Source organism: Variovorax ginsengisoli, from assembly GCF_030486595.1.
GTDB lineage: Bacteria > Pseudomonadota > Gammaproteobacteria > Burkholderiales > Burkholderiaceae_C > Variovorax > Variovorax ginsengisoli_B.
In genome coordinates this window covers 41,176-55,585 of record NZ_JAUJZH010000035.1, presented here as the reverse complement: position 1 = coordinate 55,585, position 14,410 = coordinate 41,176, and the positions used below count along the sequence as shown (strand labels likewise).

16 protein-coding genes and 1 pseudogene are annotated in these 14,410 nt (G+C 65.1%); 6 read left to right on the top strand and 11 right to left on the bottom strand.

The window, feature by feature from the left end; genetic code table 11:
* Window positions 1–2: 2 nt before the first annotated feature.
* The 7 genes from QZH52_RS33105 to QZH52_RS33075 form a co-directional block, all read right to left on the bottom strand.
* Window positions 3–887 carry a TauD/TfdA dioxygenase family protein gene (locus QZH52_RS33105; protein ID WP_301815392.1) on the bottom strand — a complete coding sequence of 295 codons (885 nt, stop codon included), beginning with the start codon at window positions 885–887 and terminating at the stop codon, window positions 3–5.
* A gap of 6 nt (window positions 888–893) precedes the next feature.
* Window positions 894–1,391 carry a MarR family winged helix-turn-helix transcriptional regulator gene (locus QZH52_RS33100; RefSeq protein WP_301815391.1) on the bottom strand — a complete coding sequence of 166 codons (498 nt, stop codon included), beginning with the start codon at window positions 1,389–1,391 and terminating at the stop codon, window positions 894–896.
* Between the two features lie 5 nt (window positions 1,392–1,396).
* The gene (locus tag QZH52_RS33095) at window positions 1,397–2,101 is read right to left on the bottom strand and encodes a dienelactone hydrolase family protein (RefSeq protein ID WP_301815389.1); all 705 of its coding nucleotides are present in this window, start codon (window positions 2,099–2,101) and stop codon (window positions 1,397–1,399) included.
* A 10-nt stretch (window positions 2,102–2,111) separates the two neighbouring features.
* On the bottom strand, window positions 2,112–2,933 hold the full coding sequence (locus QZH52_RS33090; RefSeq protein ID WP_301815388.1) for an SDR family NAD(P)-dependent oxidoreductase: 822 nt from the start codon (window positions 2,931–2,933) through the stop codon (window positions 2,112–2,114).
* An 87-nt stretch (window positions 2,934–3,020) separates the two neighbouring features.
* On the bottom strand, window positions 3,021–3,908 hold the full coding sequence (locus tag QZH52_RS33085; RefSeq protein WP_301815387.1) for a LysR family transcriptional regulator: 888 nt from the start codon (window positions 3,906–3,908) through the stop codon (window positions 3,021–3,023).
* A gap of 83 nt (window positions 3,909–3,991) precedes the next feature.
* A complete protein-coding gene (locus tag QZH52_RS33080) occupies window positions 3,992–5,095 on the bottom strand; it encodes a TauD/TfdA family dioxygenase (protein WP_301815385.1) in 1,104 nt (367 codons plus the stop codon).
* 60 nt (window positions 5,096–5,155) lie between these two features.
* Window positions 5,156–6,163 (bottom strand): tripartite tricarboxylate transporter substrate binding protein, encoded by a 1,008-nt coding sequence (locus tag QZH52_RS33075; protein ID WP_301815384.1) that lies wholly within the window; start codon window positions 6,161–6,163, stop codon window positions 5,156–5,158.
* A gap of 142 nt (window positions 6,164–6,305) precedes the next feature.
* Between QZH52_RS33075 and QZH52_RS33070 the strand changes: the two genes are divergently transcribed.
* Window positions 6,306–6,461: a hypothetical protein gene (locus tag QZH52_RS33070; RefSeq protein ID WP_301815383.1), complete on the top strand. Its 156-nt coding sequence runs from the start codon at window positions 6,306–6,308 to the stop codon at window positions 6,459–6,461.
* Between the two features lie 33 nt (window positions 6,462–6,494).
* Window positions 6,495–6,742, top strand: a pseudogene (locus tag QZH52_RS33065) (tripartite tricarboxylate transporter substrate-binding protein).
* Window positions 6,743–6,790: 48 nt separating this feature from the next.
* Here QZH52_RS33065 and QZH52_RS33060 read toward each other — a convergent pair.
* From QZH52_RS33060 to QZH52_RS33045, 4 genes are all read right to left on the bottom strand, one after another.
* Entirely contained in the window at window positions 6,791–8,116 is a 1,326-nt protein-coding gene (locus QZH52_RS33060) for an adenylate/guanylate cyclase domain-containing protein (protein ID WP_301815382.1), read from the bottom strand.
* Between the two features lie 149 nt (window positions 8,117–8,265).
* Window positions 8,266–8,928, bottom strand: a complete 663-nt coding sequence (locus QZH52_RS33055; protein ID WP_301815380.1) for a hypothetical protein — start codon at window positions 8,926–8,928, stop codon at window positions 8,266–8,268.
* 45 nt (window positions 8,929–8,973) lie between these two features.
* Window positions 8,974–9,996 (bottom strand): Gfo/Idh/MocA family protein, encoded by a 1,023-nt coding sequence (locus QZH52_RS33050; RefSeq protein ID WP_301815378.1) that lies wholly within the window; start codon window positions 9,994–9,996, stop codon window positions 8,974–8,976.
* 22 nt (window positions 9,997–10,018) lie between these two features.
* On the bottom strand, window positions 10,019–10,702 hold the full coding sequence (locus QZH52_RS33045) for a GntR family transcriptional regulator (RefSeq protein ID WP_301815376.1): 684 nt from the start codon (window positions 10,700–10,702) through the stop codon (window positions 10,019–10,021).
* A gap of 232 nt (window positions 10,703–10,934) precedes the next feature.
* On the opposite strand from QZH52_RS33045, the gene QZH52_RS33040 reads away from it, so the two are divergent.
* The 4 genes from QZH52_RS33040 (at window position 10,935) to aroQ (ending at window position 14,409) form a co-directional block, all read left to right on the top strand.
* Window positions 10,935–11,945, top strand: a complete 1,011-nt coding sequence (locus tag QZH52_RS33040) for a TRAP transporter substrate-binding protein (RefSeq protein ID WP_301815374.1) — start codon at window positions 10,935–10,937, stop codon at window positions 11,943–11,945.
* Between the two features lie 116 nt (window positions 11,946–12,061).
* Entirely contained in the window at window positions 12,062–12,616 is a 555-nt protein-coding gene (locus QZH52_RS33035) for a TRAP transporter small permease (RefSeq protein ID WP_301815373.1), read from the top strand.
* A gap of 15 nt (window positions 12,617–12,631) precedes the next feature.
* Window positions 12,632–13,918, top strand: a complete 1,287-nt coding sequence (locus QZH52_RS33030) for a TRAP transporter large permease (RefSeq protein WP_301815370.1) — start codon at window positions 12,632–12,634, stop codon at window positions 13,916–13,918.
* 29 nt (window positions 13,919–13,947) lie between these two features.
* Window positions 13,948–14,409, top strand: a complete 462-nt coding sequence (gene aroQ / locus QZH52_RS33025; protein WP_301815369.1) for a type II 3-dehydroquinate dehydratase — start codon at window positions 13,948–13,950, stop codon at window positions 14,407–14,409.
* The last annotated feature ends 1 nt before the right edge of the window (window position 14,410 follow it).

Sequence of the window (14,410 nt, the reverse complement as noted above, 5' to 3'; positions counted from 1 at the left end):
TCTCAGCGCGGCGGTTGGCCGGCGACGGTCGTGCGAGTCATGTATCGGGCGCGGCCGATGTAGTCCGGAATGGCCTTGTGCATCGTGCAACGGTTGTCCCAGATCAGCACCTGATCCTTCTGCCAGCGAACGCGGCAGGTGTTCTCGAAGCGCGCGGCGTGGTCGTAAAGAAAGCGCAGCAGCGGCTGACTCTCGGCCTCCGTCATGCCTTCGAAGCGCTGCACATAGACCTGGTTCAGGTACAGGAAGCGGCGGCCGGAGATCGGATGCGTGCACACCGCCGGATGGATCTGCTCGCGGTCGCCGGCTTCGATGTCGAGATCGGTGCGTGCGTTGACCGAGCTGAACTTCTTCTTCTGCGCGTGATAGGCTGAACCGTAGATGCGCGTCGCGCTGTGCACCACTTGGAGCCCGTCGAGCAGCGAGCGTAGCTTGGGCGACAGCGTTTCGTATGCCGCATACATGCTCAGAAAGCCGGTGTCGCCGCCGAACTCGGGCACCGTGACCGAGCGCATGATCACCGCGGCCGGCGGCGACTCGAAGTAGGTGCTGTCCGAATGCCAGCTCTCGCCGATCACGCGGCTGCTGTCGTCGGCGTCGCGCTTGATGATGTGGACCTGCTCGTAGCCTTCGACCGACAGCAGCTGCGGCATCGCCATCAGCGGACCGAAGCGCTCGCTGAACGCCAGATGCTGGTCGTGCGTCAGGGGCTGATTCGGAAAATAGACGACGAGGTAGTCGGCGAAAGCCTGCCGCACCTCCTGCCAGGTCTGCTCGTCGAGCGGACGGGTCAGGTCGACGCCATGGATCTCGGCGCCGATGGTGCTGTTCATCGGGCGGACCTCGATGCGCTTGAATTTCAGGGGGTTGTCGTAGATCGATGTCACGGAAGATCATTCCTTGTTCATGTGCGGTACGCCGGCGATGAGTTTCTTGAGCAGCGCGACCGCATGCTTGCGCTCGTCCTCGGACAGGCCGGCGACGAAGCGGCGCTCGCGCTGTCGCGACGATTTCTTGAGTGCGCGTTCGAGCTCGCGGCCGGCCTCGGTGAGGTGGACGATGGCCGCGCGGCCCCGGGTCGCGGTCTGCTCCAGCTCGACCACGCCGCGCTGCTCCAGCGCGCGGAGGCTGCGGCTCGCCGCCGCCTTGTCGACGTCGGCCGAAGCCGCCACCGCGCTGATGTTCAGGTTCTTCGCGAGCCCGAGCGCCAGCACGATTCTGTAGTCGACCATGCTGATGTCGAATTGCTTCAGGTAGTAGTTCGACGCGCCGCGGTTGAGCCGGCCAGCCAGGCTCATGACCAGGACAGCGATGTACTCGTCGGCCAGCGGCGCGATCGGGGCGGCGAGCAGGGCCAGGGCACCGTCGCGGGGCTCGAGCTTCTTGTCCATCAAAGTCACCCCCTGTGCGCCGCGAGCCAGCGGATCGAGCGGTCCCAGGCCAGCGTCGCCGACGCCGGCTCGTACGAAGCGCGCGCATCGCAGTTGAAGCCATGGCCCGCCGCGTAGACGTGAAGCTCGCACTCGGGCCGCGCCGAGCGGATGCGCTCCACATCGGCCATCGGTATCGTGTGGTCGGTTTCGCCGTAGTGCAGCAGGGTCGGGCTCTGCGCCGGCCGGTCGAGGTGCTGGACGATCTGGCCGCCGTAGTAGCCGACCACGGCCGCGATGCCGGGCCGGCGCTGTGCCGCCATCCACGCGACCGAGGCGCCGAGACAGAAGCCCATCAGGGCGACGGAGTCCCGGGTCTGCCTCGCAAGGTCCACGGTTGCGAGTGTGTCGGCCACCATCGCGGGCCAGTCGAGCCGCGGCAGGAGCTTGAGCGCTTGCGCAACCTCTTCCTGGCTGTAGCCGGACGTGAAGCCGGGCTGCAGGCGATCGAAGAGCGCGGGCGCGTAGGCGTCGTAGCCTTCTTTGGCGAGCCGTGCACAGACCGACTGGATATGGGCATTGACGCCGAAGATTTCCTGCAGCACGACGACCGCCCCGCGCGGCGTTCCTTCGGCTGGAGCGACCCAGCAGCCGAAGGCGTGCCCGTCGGGCGAAGTGATCTGGACAGGGGTTGGCAAGCGGAGGTCGCTGGCGTTGTTTCGGGTGTTCATGGGGTTGGCCTCAATCAGCCGGGCCGAGCGCCGTGCCGCCGTCGATGAGGATCTGCGCCCCGGTGACCAGACTCGACGCGGGCGAAGCGAGATACAGCGCGGCGCCTTGAAGGTCCTGCGTGGTGGCGATACGCCCGAGCGGCGCAGCGCGCTCGAAAGGCTTGCGCGCGTCGGCATCCTTGAGCCTTCCGCCGCCGATGTTGGTGATGACCGGGCCGGGCGAGATCGCATTGACCAGGATGTCGTACTTGGCGAGTTCATGGGCGGCCTGCCGCACCAGGTAACCGACGGCCGCCTTGGAGGTCGCATAGATCGAACTGACCAGCGTCTCGGTCTTCGATGCCGAGATCGAGCTGGTGACGATGATGCGTCCGCCGCCCTGCTGCTGCTTCATGTACGGCACGACGGTTTGCAGGGTGAGGAAGACCGAGGTCGTGTTGGTCGCGATGACGCGTTCCCATACGTCGAGCGAGAGATTCTCGATCGCGCCGGCGGGATTGCGTTCGCCGGCACCGTTGAGGAAGCCCGGGCCGCCGCTGATCCCCGCATTGGCGAACACGACGTCGAGGCGGCCGTGGCGCTCGACGATGTTGGCGAAGGCCTGGCGAACCGTGTCGGGCTTCGTCACGTCGGCGAACTCGCCGTGGACTTCGCTGCCGTCGGCCCGGAGCCGTCCGACGGCAACTGTCAGTGCCAGCGGATCGATGTCGATGAGATTGACCTTGGCACCGTTGGCCGCCATCACCTCGGCGTAGGCCAGCCCGATGCCGCCGGCGGCACCCGTGATGGCGACGACGCGGCCTTCGACGTTGAACAGTTCGCTTGCTTTCATGTCCTCTATTTGATTGCTCATTTAATGATTCGTCAACAAAGGGAATACCCGCAGGCACGCCGTTTCCGACGGCTGGAGATCACGAGTTCAGCGCCTCACAGGTGCGACGTGCTGCTTCCAAAGCCGCTCGAATCCTTCGCAGAACTCGCGTGCGGCGGGCGTCATCGAACGATGCTTGCCGCGCAGGATCTGCACCGGAATGCGTGGGCTCGGGGAGAACGGCCGGACGACGAGCCCCTTGAAGGCGCCACCCGCTGCCGTCGGCGCATCGAGCAAGGCAATGCCGGCGCCGGCCTGCGCGAACCAGCACGCGACCGTGCCGGAGGTCACCTCCAGGTCGACGCGGATGCCTTGCATCTGGCCGCCGTATACCTGCTCGAGCAGATGGCCGAAGGGCGGTGCCTGCGACAAGGCGATCAGGCGTTCCGTGCGAAGGTCTTCGGCCTTGACGACCTTCCGGCGTGCCAGGCGATGGCCCTCGGGCATCACGCAGACGAGGCCGCAGTGCAGCGTGCGCACGACTTCCAGCTCGGGATGCGCCGTGGGCAGCATCTCCAGGCCGATGTCGCACATGCCGCGTGCGACCGCGTCGGTCACGAGATGCGGCATCACCATGTCGACGTGGATGCTCAACTGCGGGAACGTCGCGTACAACGCCGTCGCTGCCTGCGGCAGCAGGAAGGTGCAGAAGCGCGCCGTGCTCGCGATGCGAAGGCTCCCGCCCCGCGGCGCCGCCAGTTCGCGCGTGACCGAGCGCGCCTTCTCCATGCTTTTCCATACCGCCTCGATCTCCGGATAGAGCTGGTGCGCTTCCTGCGTTGGAATCAGCCGGCCGCGCACCCGCTCGAAGAGGCGCAGGCCCGCATGGCGCTCGGCCAGCGCCAGCAGCTTGCTCGCGGCCGGCTGCGAGATGTGCATGAGCGCGCCTGCACCCTTGACGGTGCCGCTCAGCATCACGGCACGAAAAACTTCCATCTCTCGCAGGTTCACGTCGGTCGCCCGGTTGGTGTCGATGCGCGAACCCTAACCGAAGCGAGGCGCACCCGCGCTTGCGCCCCTCAAACGTTGCTCGCCGCCATTTCGTCGGTCACCTTGAGGTCGGCCACGCCGCCGCTCGCCACGGGATCGTCCGCATAGAGCTTCTTGAAGTTGAGCGAAGCACTCTTGCCTTCGCGCTTCGGCACCCCGTTGACCTCGTGGAAGATGTATTCGCCGGGCACATCGCGAAAGCCGGGGCGATCCATCCAGAGCCGCACCAGATGCCGCTTGCGCTCCGGTTCCGGGTAGTTCTTGAACGAGGTGCGCGCGTGCATCACGGTGTAGTTGTTGACGACCAGCATGTCGCCGCGTTCCAGGAAGAAGGCCAGCCGGTTCTCCGGCGCGGTGGCGACCGCATCGAAGGTGTTGAGGGCGGTGATGTCTTCATCGGTCAACGGCATGTCGAGCGCACGATGTCCGGCGACCAGGTTGGAGCGCAGGTAGCGCGAGCTGAGCTGCCCGTCGCGCACCGCGAAGAGCGGTACGCGCTGCCGGGTCACGGGCGGCTCACCTGGCGCTTCTTCGCCGACCTGGTGGTAGTGGAAGCCACGATAGAGCGCAGCCAGTACTTCCGGATGGTCCTTGCACAGCGCATCGTGCACGGTCACCGCGCTCACGATGACCGATGCACCGCCGGTCTCGGACTTGTGCCAGCAGGCCAGCGAGATCATCGCCGTGATGTCGTTGTGCGGACGCAGCTCGAGGTTGCTGCGGTACATGCGCGGCGTCGCGTCTTCCGCCGTCGCGTCGACCACGTGGCCGATCAGGTCGCCACTCGTGTTCTGCGACAGTGCATGGCCGAAATGCTGGCCGACGCCCCAGACCGCCGCGACGAACTCGTCCTTGCTCAGGCTGTCGACCGGCAGGCCGCGGATGACGACGAAACCTCGACCGCTGCGCACCTCCTCATAGGCGGCCTGGAGTCGCGGCGTCAGCGACGTCATTGCGAAAGCGGCCGCGTCTGTGCCTTGCGGCCGGCTCACGTCGGGCAAGGCGCGCACGGCTGCGATGATCTCCGTCTGCTCGGCCTCGCTGAGTTTGAGACTGTAGTCGGCCGAGCTTTTGAAAGAGGACGCCTTCCAAGCGAAGGACTGGGATTGGTGCTTGAGGCATTCGGCGGTCATGAAGAGATCCGTAAGTTGAGGTTCGTGATGGGGATGGGTCAGGGCGGTCAGCGTCGTGGCTCAGTCGGGCAGCGCGCCGGACGACTTGACGACCGGCGCCCACTTCTCGATGTCGGCGCGAATGACCGCCTCGAACTGCTCGGGTGTGGAGCCGACGGCCTCGACGCCCATCGATTGCAGATGTTCGACGAAGTCGGGCGAGCGAATGACCGCGGCCATGTCTGCGCTGGCCTTGGCGACGATGGCGCGTGGCGTCGCCGCCGGTGCCACCACGCCGAGCACGCTGACGGCGCTCACACTGGGCACGGTCTCGGCAATGGTGGGGATGCCTGGCACCGACTTTGGGCGCTGGGGACTGAAGAGCGCGATCGCCTTCAGCTTGCCCGCCTTGATGAAGGGCGAGCTGCTGTGATAGATGTCGACAAGCAGCGGCACCTGGCCGCCGATCACGTTCTGCTGCGCCGGTGCCCCGCCCTTGTAGGGCACATGCAGGATGTCGATCCCGGCTCGTGTCTTGAGTAGCTCCATGCCCAGATGCAAGGCGGTGCCGCTGCCCGAACTGGCATAGCTGATCTTGCCCGGCTGCTTTTTCGCCAATTCGATCAATTGCGCCAGGTTGTCGGCCGGAAAGGACGGGTTGGCCGCGATGACCATGTGCTGCACGCCCAACTCACTGACGGCGGCGAAATCCTTGAGCGTGTCGTAGGGCAGGTTGGGGCGCAGGCTCGGATTGATCTCGTGCGCTGATACGACGATGCCGAAGGTCGTGCCGTCCGCTGGTGCCTTGGCGTCGATGTCGGTGCCGAGCACGGTGCCGGCGCCGGGCCTGTTGTCGACGATGACGGGTTGCTTCCAGACCGTCGCCATGCGTTGCGCCAGCAGTCGCGCCATCGCATCCGTCGCCCCGCCCGCGGCGAAAGGGACGACGAAGCGGATCGGCCGCGAAGGCCATGGCTCGTCGGCCGCACCCGCCGTCGTCGGAACGCAGATCGATGCCATGCCGGCGACGCAGGCCAAGCATGCGGCTCGCAGCGAGCTCAGAAAGTAGCGGCGGTTCCGCGGGGTCATCGTGATGTCTCTTCTCGTCCGACCTGCGCAAATGCGGCGAACTGCGTTGTTGCTGTGCCCAGATTGTTGGCCACGGCCGCTTCGTCCGCAAATGAAGAATTGGAGGCCAGCGAATAACCGGTGGTTATTCGATCGAGCCCGGATGACCCCCGCGGCTCTACCGCAGCATCGCCAGCCGGATCCGCTCGAGGGTCATCTTCGCCCATCCGGTGGCAGCGCGGACGTGGTCGGGCGCCTGCTGGTCATCTCGGTGGCGACGGAGCTGGGGCAGTCCGTCATCGTCGACAACCGGGCGTGAAGGACCTGGTCGACCAGGCCTAGGCGCAAGCCCATGGCCTACGCGTCGTCGGGCGTTGGCGCGTCCAACCACTTCGCCGCCGAGCTGCTCAAGAAGATGGCGGGCATCGAGATGACACATGTGCCATACAAGGGCTCGGCATCCAGCAGGGCAAGGTGCGGGCGCTGGCGGTGACCGGCAAGACGCGCTCGGCCAACCTGCCGGACGTCCCGACGATGGAGGACCTGGGCTTTGCCGGCTTCGTCATCGAGCCGCCCAATGCACGCGCTGGGCGGAGCTGATCCGCGCGCAGGGCATCTAGAGAGACTGAGGGGCGCCGCCGCGCTGCCTCACTGCTCGACGGCAAACAGCCGCCACTCGCCAGGAATTCCCTTCAGGCGCTGCGTCCCCCGGTCCTGAAACGACAGTCCGGAGCCCGCCACCAGATCCTTGACGGTGCTCGAGACAAGCACTTCACCGGTCTGCGCATGCGTGGCCACACGGGCACCGGTATGCACTGCAATGCCCGCGACCTTGCCGCCCATCACCTCGCACTCCCCGGTGTGCAACCCGGCACGGATCTCGAGCCCGAGCGCACGCACCTCGCGTGAGATGGCACACGCGCAGCGGACTGCGCGAGCCGGCCCGTCGAAGGTGGCGAGGAAGCCGTCGCCCGCGGTGTCGATCTCGCGGCCCCGAAAGTGCTCGAGCTCGCGGCGAACCAGCGCGTGGTGACTCTCGAGCAGATCGTGCCAGCTGCGATCGCCGAGGACGGCGGCGCGTTCGGTCGCTTTCACGATATCCGTGAACATGACCGTGACCAGAAGCCGGTCGGGTTCGGTGCCGAGTCGAGTGCCGGTGAGGAACTCTTCGATCTCGTCGAGGATGACATCGCTGTCGCAGCCCCACGGGACGTGGTCGATGCCGTTCAATTCGACCAGCTTCGCGCCCGCGATGCGCTCGTACATGTATTGGCTGGCGCCGAAATCGATGACCCGATCGTTTCGGCTGTGCAAGAGCAGCGTGGGCACGCGCACTGCGGGCAGCACATGGCGGATGTCGATTTCCATGTTCATGCGCAACAGCGCTGCCGCGGCCGCCGGGCTCGCGCTGGAGCGCAGCCAACGCCCCCACCATTGGCGGCATCGCTCGTCCCGAACCTGGCTTGGCCACCGTGCCTCCATGCCGACGGCGCCGCCCCAGTCACGTTCCACCTCGTCGGCAAAGGCGAGAGACTGAGCCCTGGTCGGGCCCCAGGGATAGTCGGGCGCCTGCGTGCGGCGCGAGAAGGCGCCGCCCATGATGAGCGCCGAAGCGCGCGCCGGGTAGGTGGCGGCGAACAGCGCGCACATCGCACCGCCCTCCGAATAGCCGAACAGCGCCGCGCGCTGCGAGCCGACGGCGTCCATCACGGCGCGCACGTCGTCCATGCGAACTTCGAGACTGGGCATGTCGCTGACGCGGTCCGACAGACCCGTCCCCCGCTTGTCGAACAGGATGAGTCGGGAGAACGAGGCCAGCCGCGCGAACATCCGCGCCAGCACCGGCTCTTCCCAGAAGACATCGAGGTTCGAAACCCACCCCGGAACCAGCACCAGGTCGCGTGGGCCGTTGCCGACCGTCTGGTAGGCGATGTTGACGCCACCGCTCTTCGCGTATTGGGTCGTGGGCAGCATGGAGGTTGCGCTGAAAGCGCCGGTCTTCCGGCGTTCCGAAGATTGCCACAAATCGAAGCGTCGCGCGACCCCGCACGCCCTGCTCGAGCAGGAGGTGCGCAGCCTGCTGCATCTCGCAACTGCGTGGCCGGCGAAGCGAGCTTCCGCTGCTAGGACGTGCCGGCGACGTCCTCGGCCGCTGCCGAATGCGAGAGCGTGTAGAGGCCGCTCAGCGCGCCTTCGGCCGCACCGGACGCCCGCAAGGCCGTTGCTGCGAGATCGGCGTGGAGCAGCGACTCCAGGGCAAGTGCTTCGTAACCAAGTGCCACGAACACCCAGTCGGCCACGCGATCGGCGGAGTTGCGGATGCGCTGTTCGGTCGTTTCGGCGACGGGTGGCGTCTGATGCCGCAAAAGATGAGCGCCGACGATCCCCGGCCTCTGGGCCAGAGCGGCGCAGAGCGGTCGGAAGAATGCGCGCAGGTCGTCAGCGCGGCCTTGCAGCGGCGAGACACGCAAGGTCAACGCGTGCCGTGCAGCGCTGCTGCCCGATGACTCCAGCACGTGGCACTGGCTGCGCACCATGTTCCTGTGGTGCGGCATCATCCGCGCGGACCACGGTGATGGCGTGTTCAGATGACTGACGTAGGCGGCCGATGAAAGGACCGCGTACGAAGTGAGCTCGTACATGACGAAGATGCCTTCGCCCCCCGCGGCACTCGTCCAGCGCGACGCCCGTCGGAATCCGGGCACGCCGAGGCGCTCCGGAAAATGCTCATGGGAGTGCCAGTCTTCGAACTCGGACTTGATCTCGGGCGCGATGTCCCACCACATCGCCAGCGCCGCACCACCTAGAAGAGACATGTTCCTTGCCCCCGCTTATCTGGCGACTTCCACCGGAACGCCATCGCGGCTGCTGGCCGCAATGGCATCGAGCGTCATCGCAATGTCGATCGATTCGGCGGGCGTGGCACCCGTCCATTGGTCCCAGCCGAAGCGCACGAGATCGTGAAACGACTCTGCTTCGGCCAGGAAGCCGGCGAGCGCTTCGGTTTCGATCACTTCGTGTGCCGCATCCCATCCAGTGCCGCGGCGCACATGCACGAGCGGCGGAAAGGCGGATCCCGTATCGTTGAAGTAGGTGGTGGCTATCGAACCTGCGTCGCCGGCAATGAACGCGTGTCGGTGTCGCACGGTGGTGAAGCTGCACGAGATCTGCGCGAGAAGGCCATCCGGGTACTCGAGCGTCGCCATCGTGGTCACATCGACACCCGTGGAGCCCCAGCGCGACAGGGCCGACACGCGCGACGGGGCGGTTCCTGCGATGGTGCGCACGAAGCTCACCGGATAGGACCCCGCGTCCATCAGCGCGCCGCCCGCAAGAGTCGGATCCATGCGGATGTTGGCGGCGTCGGTCAAAGGAAATCCGAACGACGCCTGGATGAGCTGGACGCGGCCGATGGCGCCGGCCGCGACGAGCTCGCGAACCTTGAGTGTCTGCGGTTGAGCCCGATACGGATAGGCTTCCACGAGGTACACGCCATTCTTCTCGGCGGCCGCGAACATGGCCCGTGCCTCGGCCGCATTGGCGGCCAGCGGTTTCTCGCACAGGACGTGCTTGCCGGCGGCGGCGGCCCGGATCGACCACTCCGCGTGCAGGTTGTTGGGAAGCGGCACGTACACCGCGTCGATGTCGGGGTCGGCAAAAAGCGCGTCGTAGCTGGCATGGACGCGGCCGATGCCGAGCTCTCGCGCGAAGGCCGTGGCGCGCTCGACGTCGCGGCTCGCAACGGCGGCCACCACGACCTTGGCCGACGGCCGAACGGCTTCGACGAACGAACGGGCGATGCGTGCGGCGCCGAGAATTCCGATGCGCAGCGGGCCACTGGAAGACGAAGTCATAGGTTCCTCACAAGAATCCGGTTCAGGCGGCGTCCAGCACCGATGCCATTTGCGTGACGCAATCCTCGACGTGCGTCGACAGCGTCTGTTGCGCGCGCTGCCAGTCCCGGGCGAGTGCGCTTTCCAGCAGGAGCCGGTGCTCGTCGGCCGCCTCCTGCCCACGAAAGATGGCCGCGATCATCTGGTAGCGCAGATATTTGTCGCAAATCGATGCGTAGGTCTGCAGCAGCAGGGCGGATCCGCAGGCGGAAATCAGCGCGACGTGAAACGCCCAGTCGTACTGGCGCCAGGTTTCCGAAGGAGAAGGATCGCCGGCCGCCATCCTCTTTTCCATCGTGGCGAGCTTGTGATAGGCCGCCACCACGCGGCCTTCCCACTCCAGGTCGCCGCGCTGAAACGACTCCTTGAGCCCGTGGCTCTCCAGCAGCAGCCGCATCGACGCCACTTCGCGCAGGTTGGCCGAGGAGACCGCGCTGACCTGGAAGCCGCGCGCCCCTTCGGCCACGAGCAAGCCTTCCGTGGCAAGGCGGCTGAAGAGCTCGCGCAGCGTGCCGACGCTGGCGCCGTAGGTCTCTTTCATCCGCTCCAGCGGCAGGCGGCACCCCGGCGTCAGCCGGCCCAGCACGATGTCGGAGCGAATGCGGCGATAGGCGACCTCGCCGACGGTGGCGCTGTCTGGGGAATCGAGAGAGTTGTCGGTCAACACGGGTCGCTCCTGGGCGGATCGAATTTCAGCACAGTGTTGGGTTCGAACTGCGCCCTTGTGATTAGAGAATACCCTAATCGTTAGATACATTGCCAATCATTCGATGATTCAATAGTATCTCGGTACCGCATCGCCGCGACGGCGCTCGACCTGTCAGTTCACTGTTCCTTGTCTTGCATACATGCGCCCGGGGCAACTGCCCGGATCATTCCCACCACATAAGGAGACCTTCATGGCATCGAAACTCTTGAAATTGGCAAGCAGCCTCACACTGCTCGTCGCCGCCACGCTCGTTCACGCACAAGACATTCAGGAACGGACGATTCGATTCGGACACCTGAACAACACCGACCACCCGACCAGTTGGGGCGTCAAAAAGTTCGCCGAGCTGGTGGCAGCCAAGAGCGGCGGCAAGATCACGGTCAAGGAATTCGCCAGCAGCCAACTCGGCAACGAACTGCAGCAGCAATCCGCGCTGCAGGGCGGCGTGCAGGAAATGCTCGTGGCGTCCACCACCTCGCTGACCGGCGTCGTCAAGGAATTCGGACTCTTCGACTTCCCCTTTCTATTCAGCAATGGCCAACAGGCCGACGCAATGGTGGACGGCCCGCTGGGCAAGATGGTCAGCGCCAAGCTGGCCGACAAGGGCATCGTCATCCTGGGGTTCTTCGACCTGGGTTTCCGCAACGTCACCAACAGCAAGCGGCCCATCACGAAGGGCGAAGATCTGGATGGACTGAAGCTGCGCGTCATCCCGAATCCGGTGTTCCTGGAGACCTTCAAGACTTTCAAGGCCAACCCGCTGCCAATGCCCTTTGCCGAGCTGTATAACGCCCTCGAAAGCAAGGCGGTGGATGGCCAGGAGAACCCGTACTCGGTGATCCTGTCGAGCAAGTTCTACGAGGTCCAGAAGTACGTCAGTGGCACCAACCACGTGTATGCGACCAACCCGGTCCAGATCAGCAAGCGCTTCTGGGACAAGCTGTCGCCGGCAGAGCACAAGCTGCTGCAGGATGCCGCCACGGAAGCCCAGAACTACCAGCGCACGGCGAGCCGCGAAGCCGCCGGCAAGGCACTGACCGAGCTCCAGGCCAAGGGCATGACGTACAACGCCCTTGCACCCGCTGAGACGGCCCGCATGCGCGCCGAGGTCAAGCCGATCTACGAGAAGTTCTCTGCTTCGTACGATCCGGCCGTGATGACGCTGTTCAAGACCGAAATGGAACGCGTCTCCAAGTTCTGATTCTGGAAATTCAAGCCGACTCCAATCCCTGAGACTTGGAGCCGGCGGTCGTTTTGGACCCCCCCGCGGTGCCGCTTGGGGCGTGGCGCGCCATCGCGTCTTATAGAGGAGCAGGCATGGTAAAGCTGATCGATTCTTTCTGCCGCGGGGTTACCAACGTGATGGCCGTGGCGCTCATGATCATGGTGGCGCTGGTCTTCAGCAACGTCGTTCTGCGCTACGTTTTCAATTCGTCGATCACGCAGTCCGAGGAAATTTCGCGCTGGCTATTCGTGTGGATCACCTTCATGGGTTGCGTGGTCGCGCTGCGCGAGCACGCGCACCTCGGCACCGACGCCTTGGTGTCGCGCCTGCCACCGGTTGGCAAGAAAATCTGCCTTGTACTCGGCCATCTGACCATGTTGTACGTCTGCTACCTGGTTTTCAGGGGCGCGCTGGAACAGACCAAGATCAACATGGACTCCCTGGCTCCTTCTACCCAGTTGCCGATGTCCGTGCTGCATGCTGCTGGCGTGGCCTTCTCGGCCTGCGCATGCATCGTGCTGCTGCTGGACCTGTGGCTACTTTTCACCGGCCACATGAAAGACGCCGACCTGGTGATGGTCCAGGAATCCGAAGATCTGGCTGCTCTCAACCGGCCGCATGGCGACGACCTCACCAAACAACACTGAGCAGAGCAAGCGACCATGACACTCACCATCTTCCTCGGGTCCCTGCTGCTGGCGATGGCCATCGGCATCCCGATTTCGTTTGCGCTGCTGGTCAGCGGCGTGGCGCTGATGTGGCACATGGACATGTTCGAAGCCCAGATCCTGGCGCAGAACCTGCTGGGCGGCGCCGACAACTACCCCCTGCTGGCAGTGCCCTTCTTCCTGCTGGCCGGCGAGATCATGAACGAGGGTGGGCTGTCAAAACGCATCGTCGAATTCGCGATGGCGCTGGTCGGTCACATCCGGGGCGGCTTGGGCTATGTGACTATCGTCGCGTCGATCATGCTTTCGGCACTGTCGGGCAGCGCGGTGGCCGACGCAGCCGCCCTGACCGCCATGTTGTTGCCGATGATGGTGGCCGCCGGCCACGCACCGCATCGCGCTGCCGGTCTGATCGCAGCGTCCGGCGTGATTGCGCCGGTGTTGCCGCCGTCGATCGGACTGGTCATTTTCGGCGTCACGGCCAACGTGTCGATCTCCAAGCTGTTCATGGCCGGTATCACGCCCGGCCTGCTGATGGGGTTGGCGCTGTGGGTTACCTGGGCCTACGTCGCCCGCAACGAAGGCGTGGTGCCGCCGCCGCGCAGGCCGTTGAAGGAACTGTTGATCACGTTGCGCCGCTGCGGCTGGGCGCTGATGCTTCCGGTGATCATCCTGGTCGGTCTGCGCATGGGGGTGTTCACGCCGACCGAGGCCGGTGTGGTGGCGGCGGTCTACGCGCTGTTCGTCGCGACAGTCATCTATCGTGGCCTCAGGCTGTCGCAGTTGTTCAACATCTTCAAGGCGGCGGCCAAGACCACCGCGGTGGTGATGTTCCTGGTGGCCGCGGCCATGGTCTCGGCCTGGCTCATCACGGTGGCCGACCTGCCCGGGAAGGTGGTGGGCATGCTCCAACCCTTCCTCGACAGCCCCATCATGCTGATGGTGGCGATCATGGTGCTGGTCATGATCGTCGGCACGGCGATGGACATGACGCCGACCATCCTGATCCTCACGCCGGTACTGATGCCAGTCGTCATCGCCGCCAAGATCGACCCAGTCTACTTTGGGGTCATGTTCATCATGAACAACGCCATCGGGTTGGTCACGCCGCCGGTTGGCGTGGTCCTCAACGTGGTGGCCGGGGTCGGTCGAATGTCGATGGACACAGTGACCAAGGGCGTGATGCCGTTCATGATCGCGCAGTTCCTGATCATGTTCCTGATGGTCTTCTTCCCCTGGCTCGTCACCGGCCCCGCAAAGTTTTTCTACGGCGGCCACTGACACCCGCCCGCTTGCAAACAAACTCAGCCATGACCAAGCCCCTCTACATCCTGAATGGTCCGAATCTCAACCGTCTCGGCAAGCGCGAGCCAGCGATCTATGGCAAGACCACGCTCGCCGAGATCGAAGCGATGTGCCGAGACGAAGCCGGGGCGGTCCCGGTGGTGTTCCGGCAGTCCAACAGCGAGGCGCAGTTGATCGACTGGATCCACGAGGCCATCGACGAAGCCAGCGGAATCATCATCAACCCGGCGGCCTTTTCGTTCACTTCGATGGCCATCATGGATGCCCTCAAGATGTTCCCGGGTCCGATCATCGAGGTCCACATCTCCAACATCCATCGGCGCGAGGAGATGTACCACCATTCCTACATGTCGGCGGTGGCCACCGCGGTGATCGCCGGCCTCGGACCCGGCGGGTACCGGGCCGCCATCCAGTCGATATTGGAGATGCTCGGCGACGAGCCTGCCGACTGCACCAAAGGACAGTAGC

What these genes read in the sequence shown, in the direction of transcription:
- QZH52_RS33095 (WP_301815389.1), bottom strand. Translation starts at nt 2,101, where the DNA reads ATGAACACCCGAAACAACGCCAGCGACCTCCGCTTGCCAACCCCTGTC.
- QZH52_RS33040 (WP_301815374.1), top strand. Translation starts at nt 10,935, where the DNA reads ATGGCATCGAAACTCTTGAAATTGGCAAGCAGCCTCACACTGCTCGTC.
- QZH52_RS33030 (WP_301815370.1), top strand. Translation starts at nt 12,632, where the DNA reads ATGACACTCACCATCTTCCTCGGGTCCCTGCTGCTGGCGATGGCCATC.
- QZH52_RS33070 (WP_301815383.1), top strand. Translation starts at nt 6,306, where the DNA reads ATGACCCCCGCGGCTCTACCGCAGCATCGCCAGCCGGATCCGCTCGAG.
- aroQ (WP_301815369.1), top strand. Translation starts at nt 13,948, where the DNA reads ATGACCAAGCCCCTCTACATCCTGAATGGTCCGAATCTCAACCGTCTC.
- QZH52_RS33100 (WP_301815391.1), bottom strand. Translation starts at nt 1,391, where the DNA reads ATGGACAAGAAGCTCGAGCCCCGCGACGGTGCCCTGGCCCTGCTCGCC.
- QZH52_RS33055 (WP_301815380.1), bottom strand. Translation starts at nt 8,928, where the DNA reads ATGTGGTGGGACATCGCGCCCGAGATCAAGTCCGAGTTCGAAGACTGG.
- QZH52_RS33050 (WP_301815378.1), bottom strand. Translation starts at nt 9,996, where the DNA reads ATGACTTCGTCTTCCAGTGGCCCGCTGCGCATCGGAATTCTCGGCGCC.
- QZH52_RS33080 (WP_301815385.1), bottom strand. Translation starts at nt 5,095, where the DNA reads ATGACCGCCGAATGCCTCAAGCACCAATCCCAGTCCTTCGCTTGGAAG.
- QZH52_RS33090 (WP_301815388.1), bottom strand. Translation starts at nt 2,933, where the DNA reads ATGAAAGCAAGCGAACTGTTCAACGTCGAAGGCCGCGTCGTCGCCATC.
- QZH52_RS33085 (WP_301815387.1), bottom strand. Translation starts at nt 3,908, where the DNA reads ATGGAAGTTTTTCGTGCCGTGATGCTGAGCGGCACCGTCAAGGGTGCA.
- QZH52_RS33075 (WP_301815384.1), bottom strand. Translation starts at nt 6,163, where the DNA reads ATGACCCCGCGGAACCGCCGCTACTTTCTGAGCTCGCTGCGAGCCGCA.
- QZH52_RS33060 (WP_301815382.1), bottom strand. Translation starts at nt 8,116, where the DNA reads ATGCTGCCCACGACCCAATACGCGAAGAGCGGTGGCGTCAACATCGCC.
- QZH52_RS33035 (WP_301815373.1), top strand. Translation starts at nt 12,062, where the DNA reads ATGGTAAAGCTGATCGATTCTTTCTGCCGCGGGGTTACCAACGTGATG.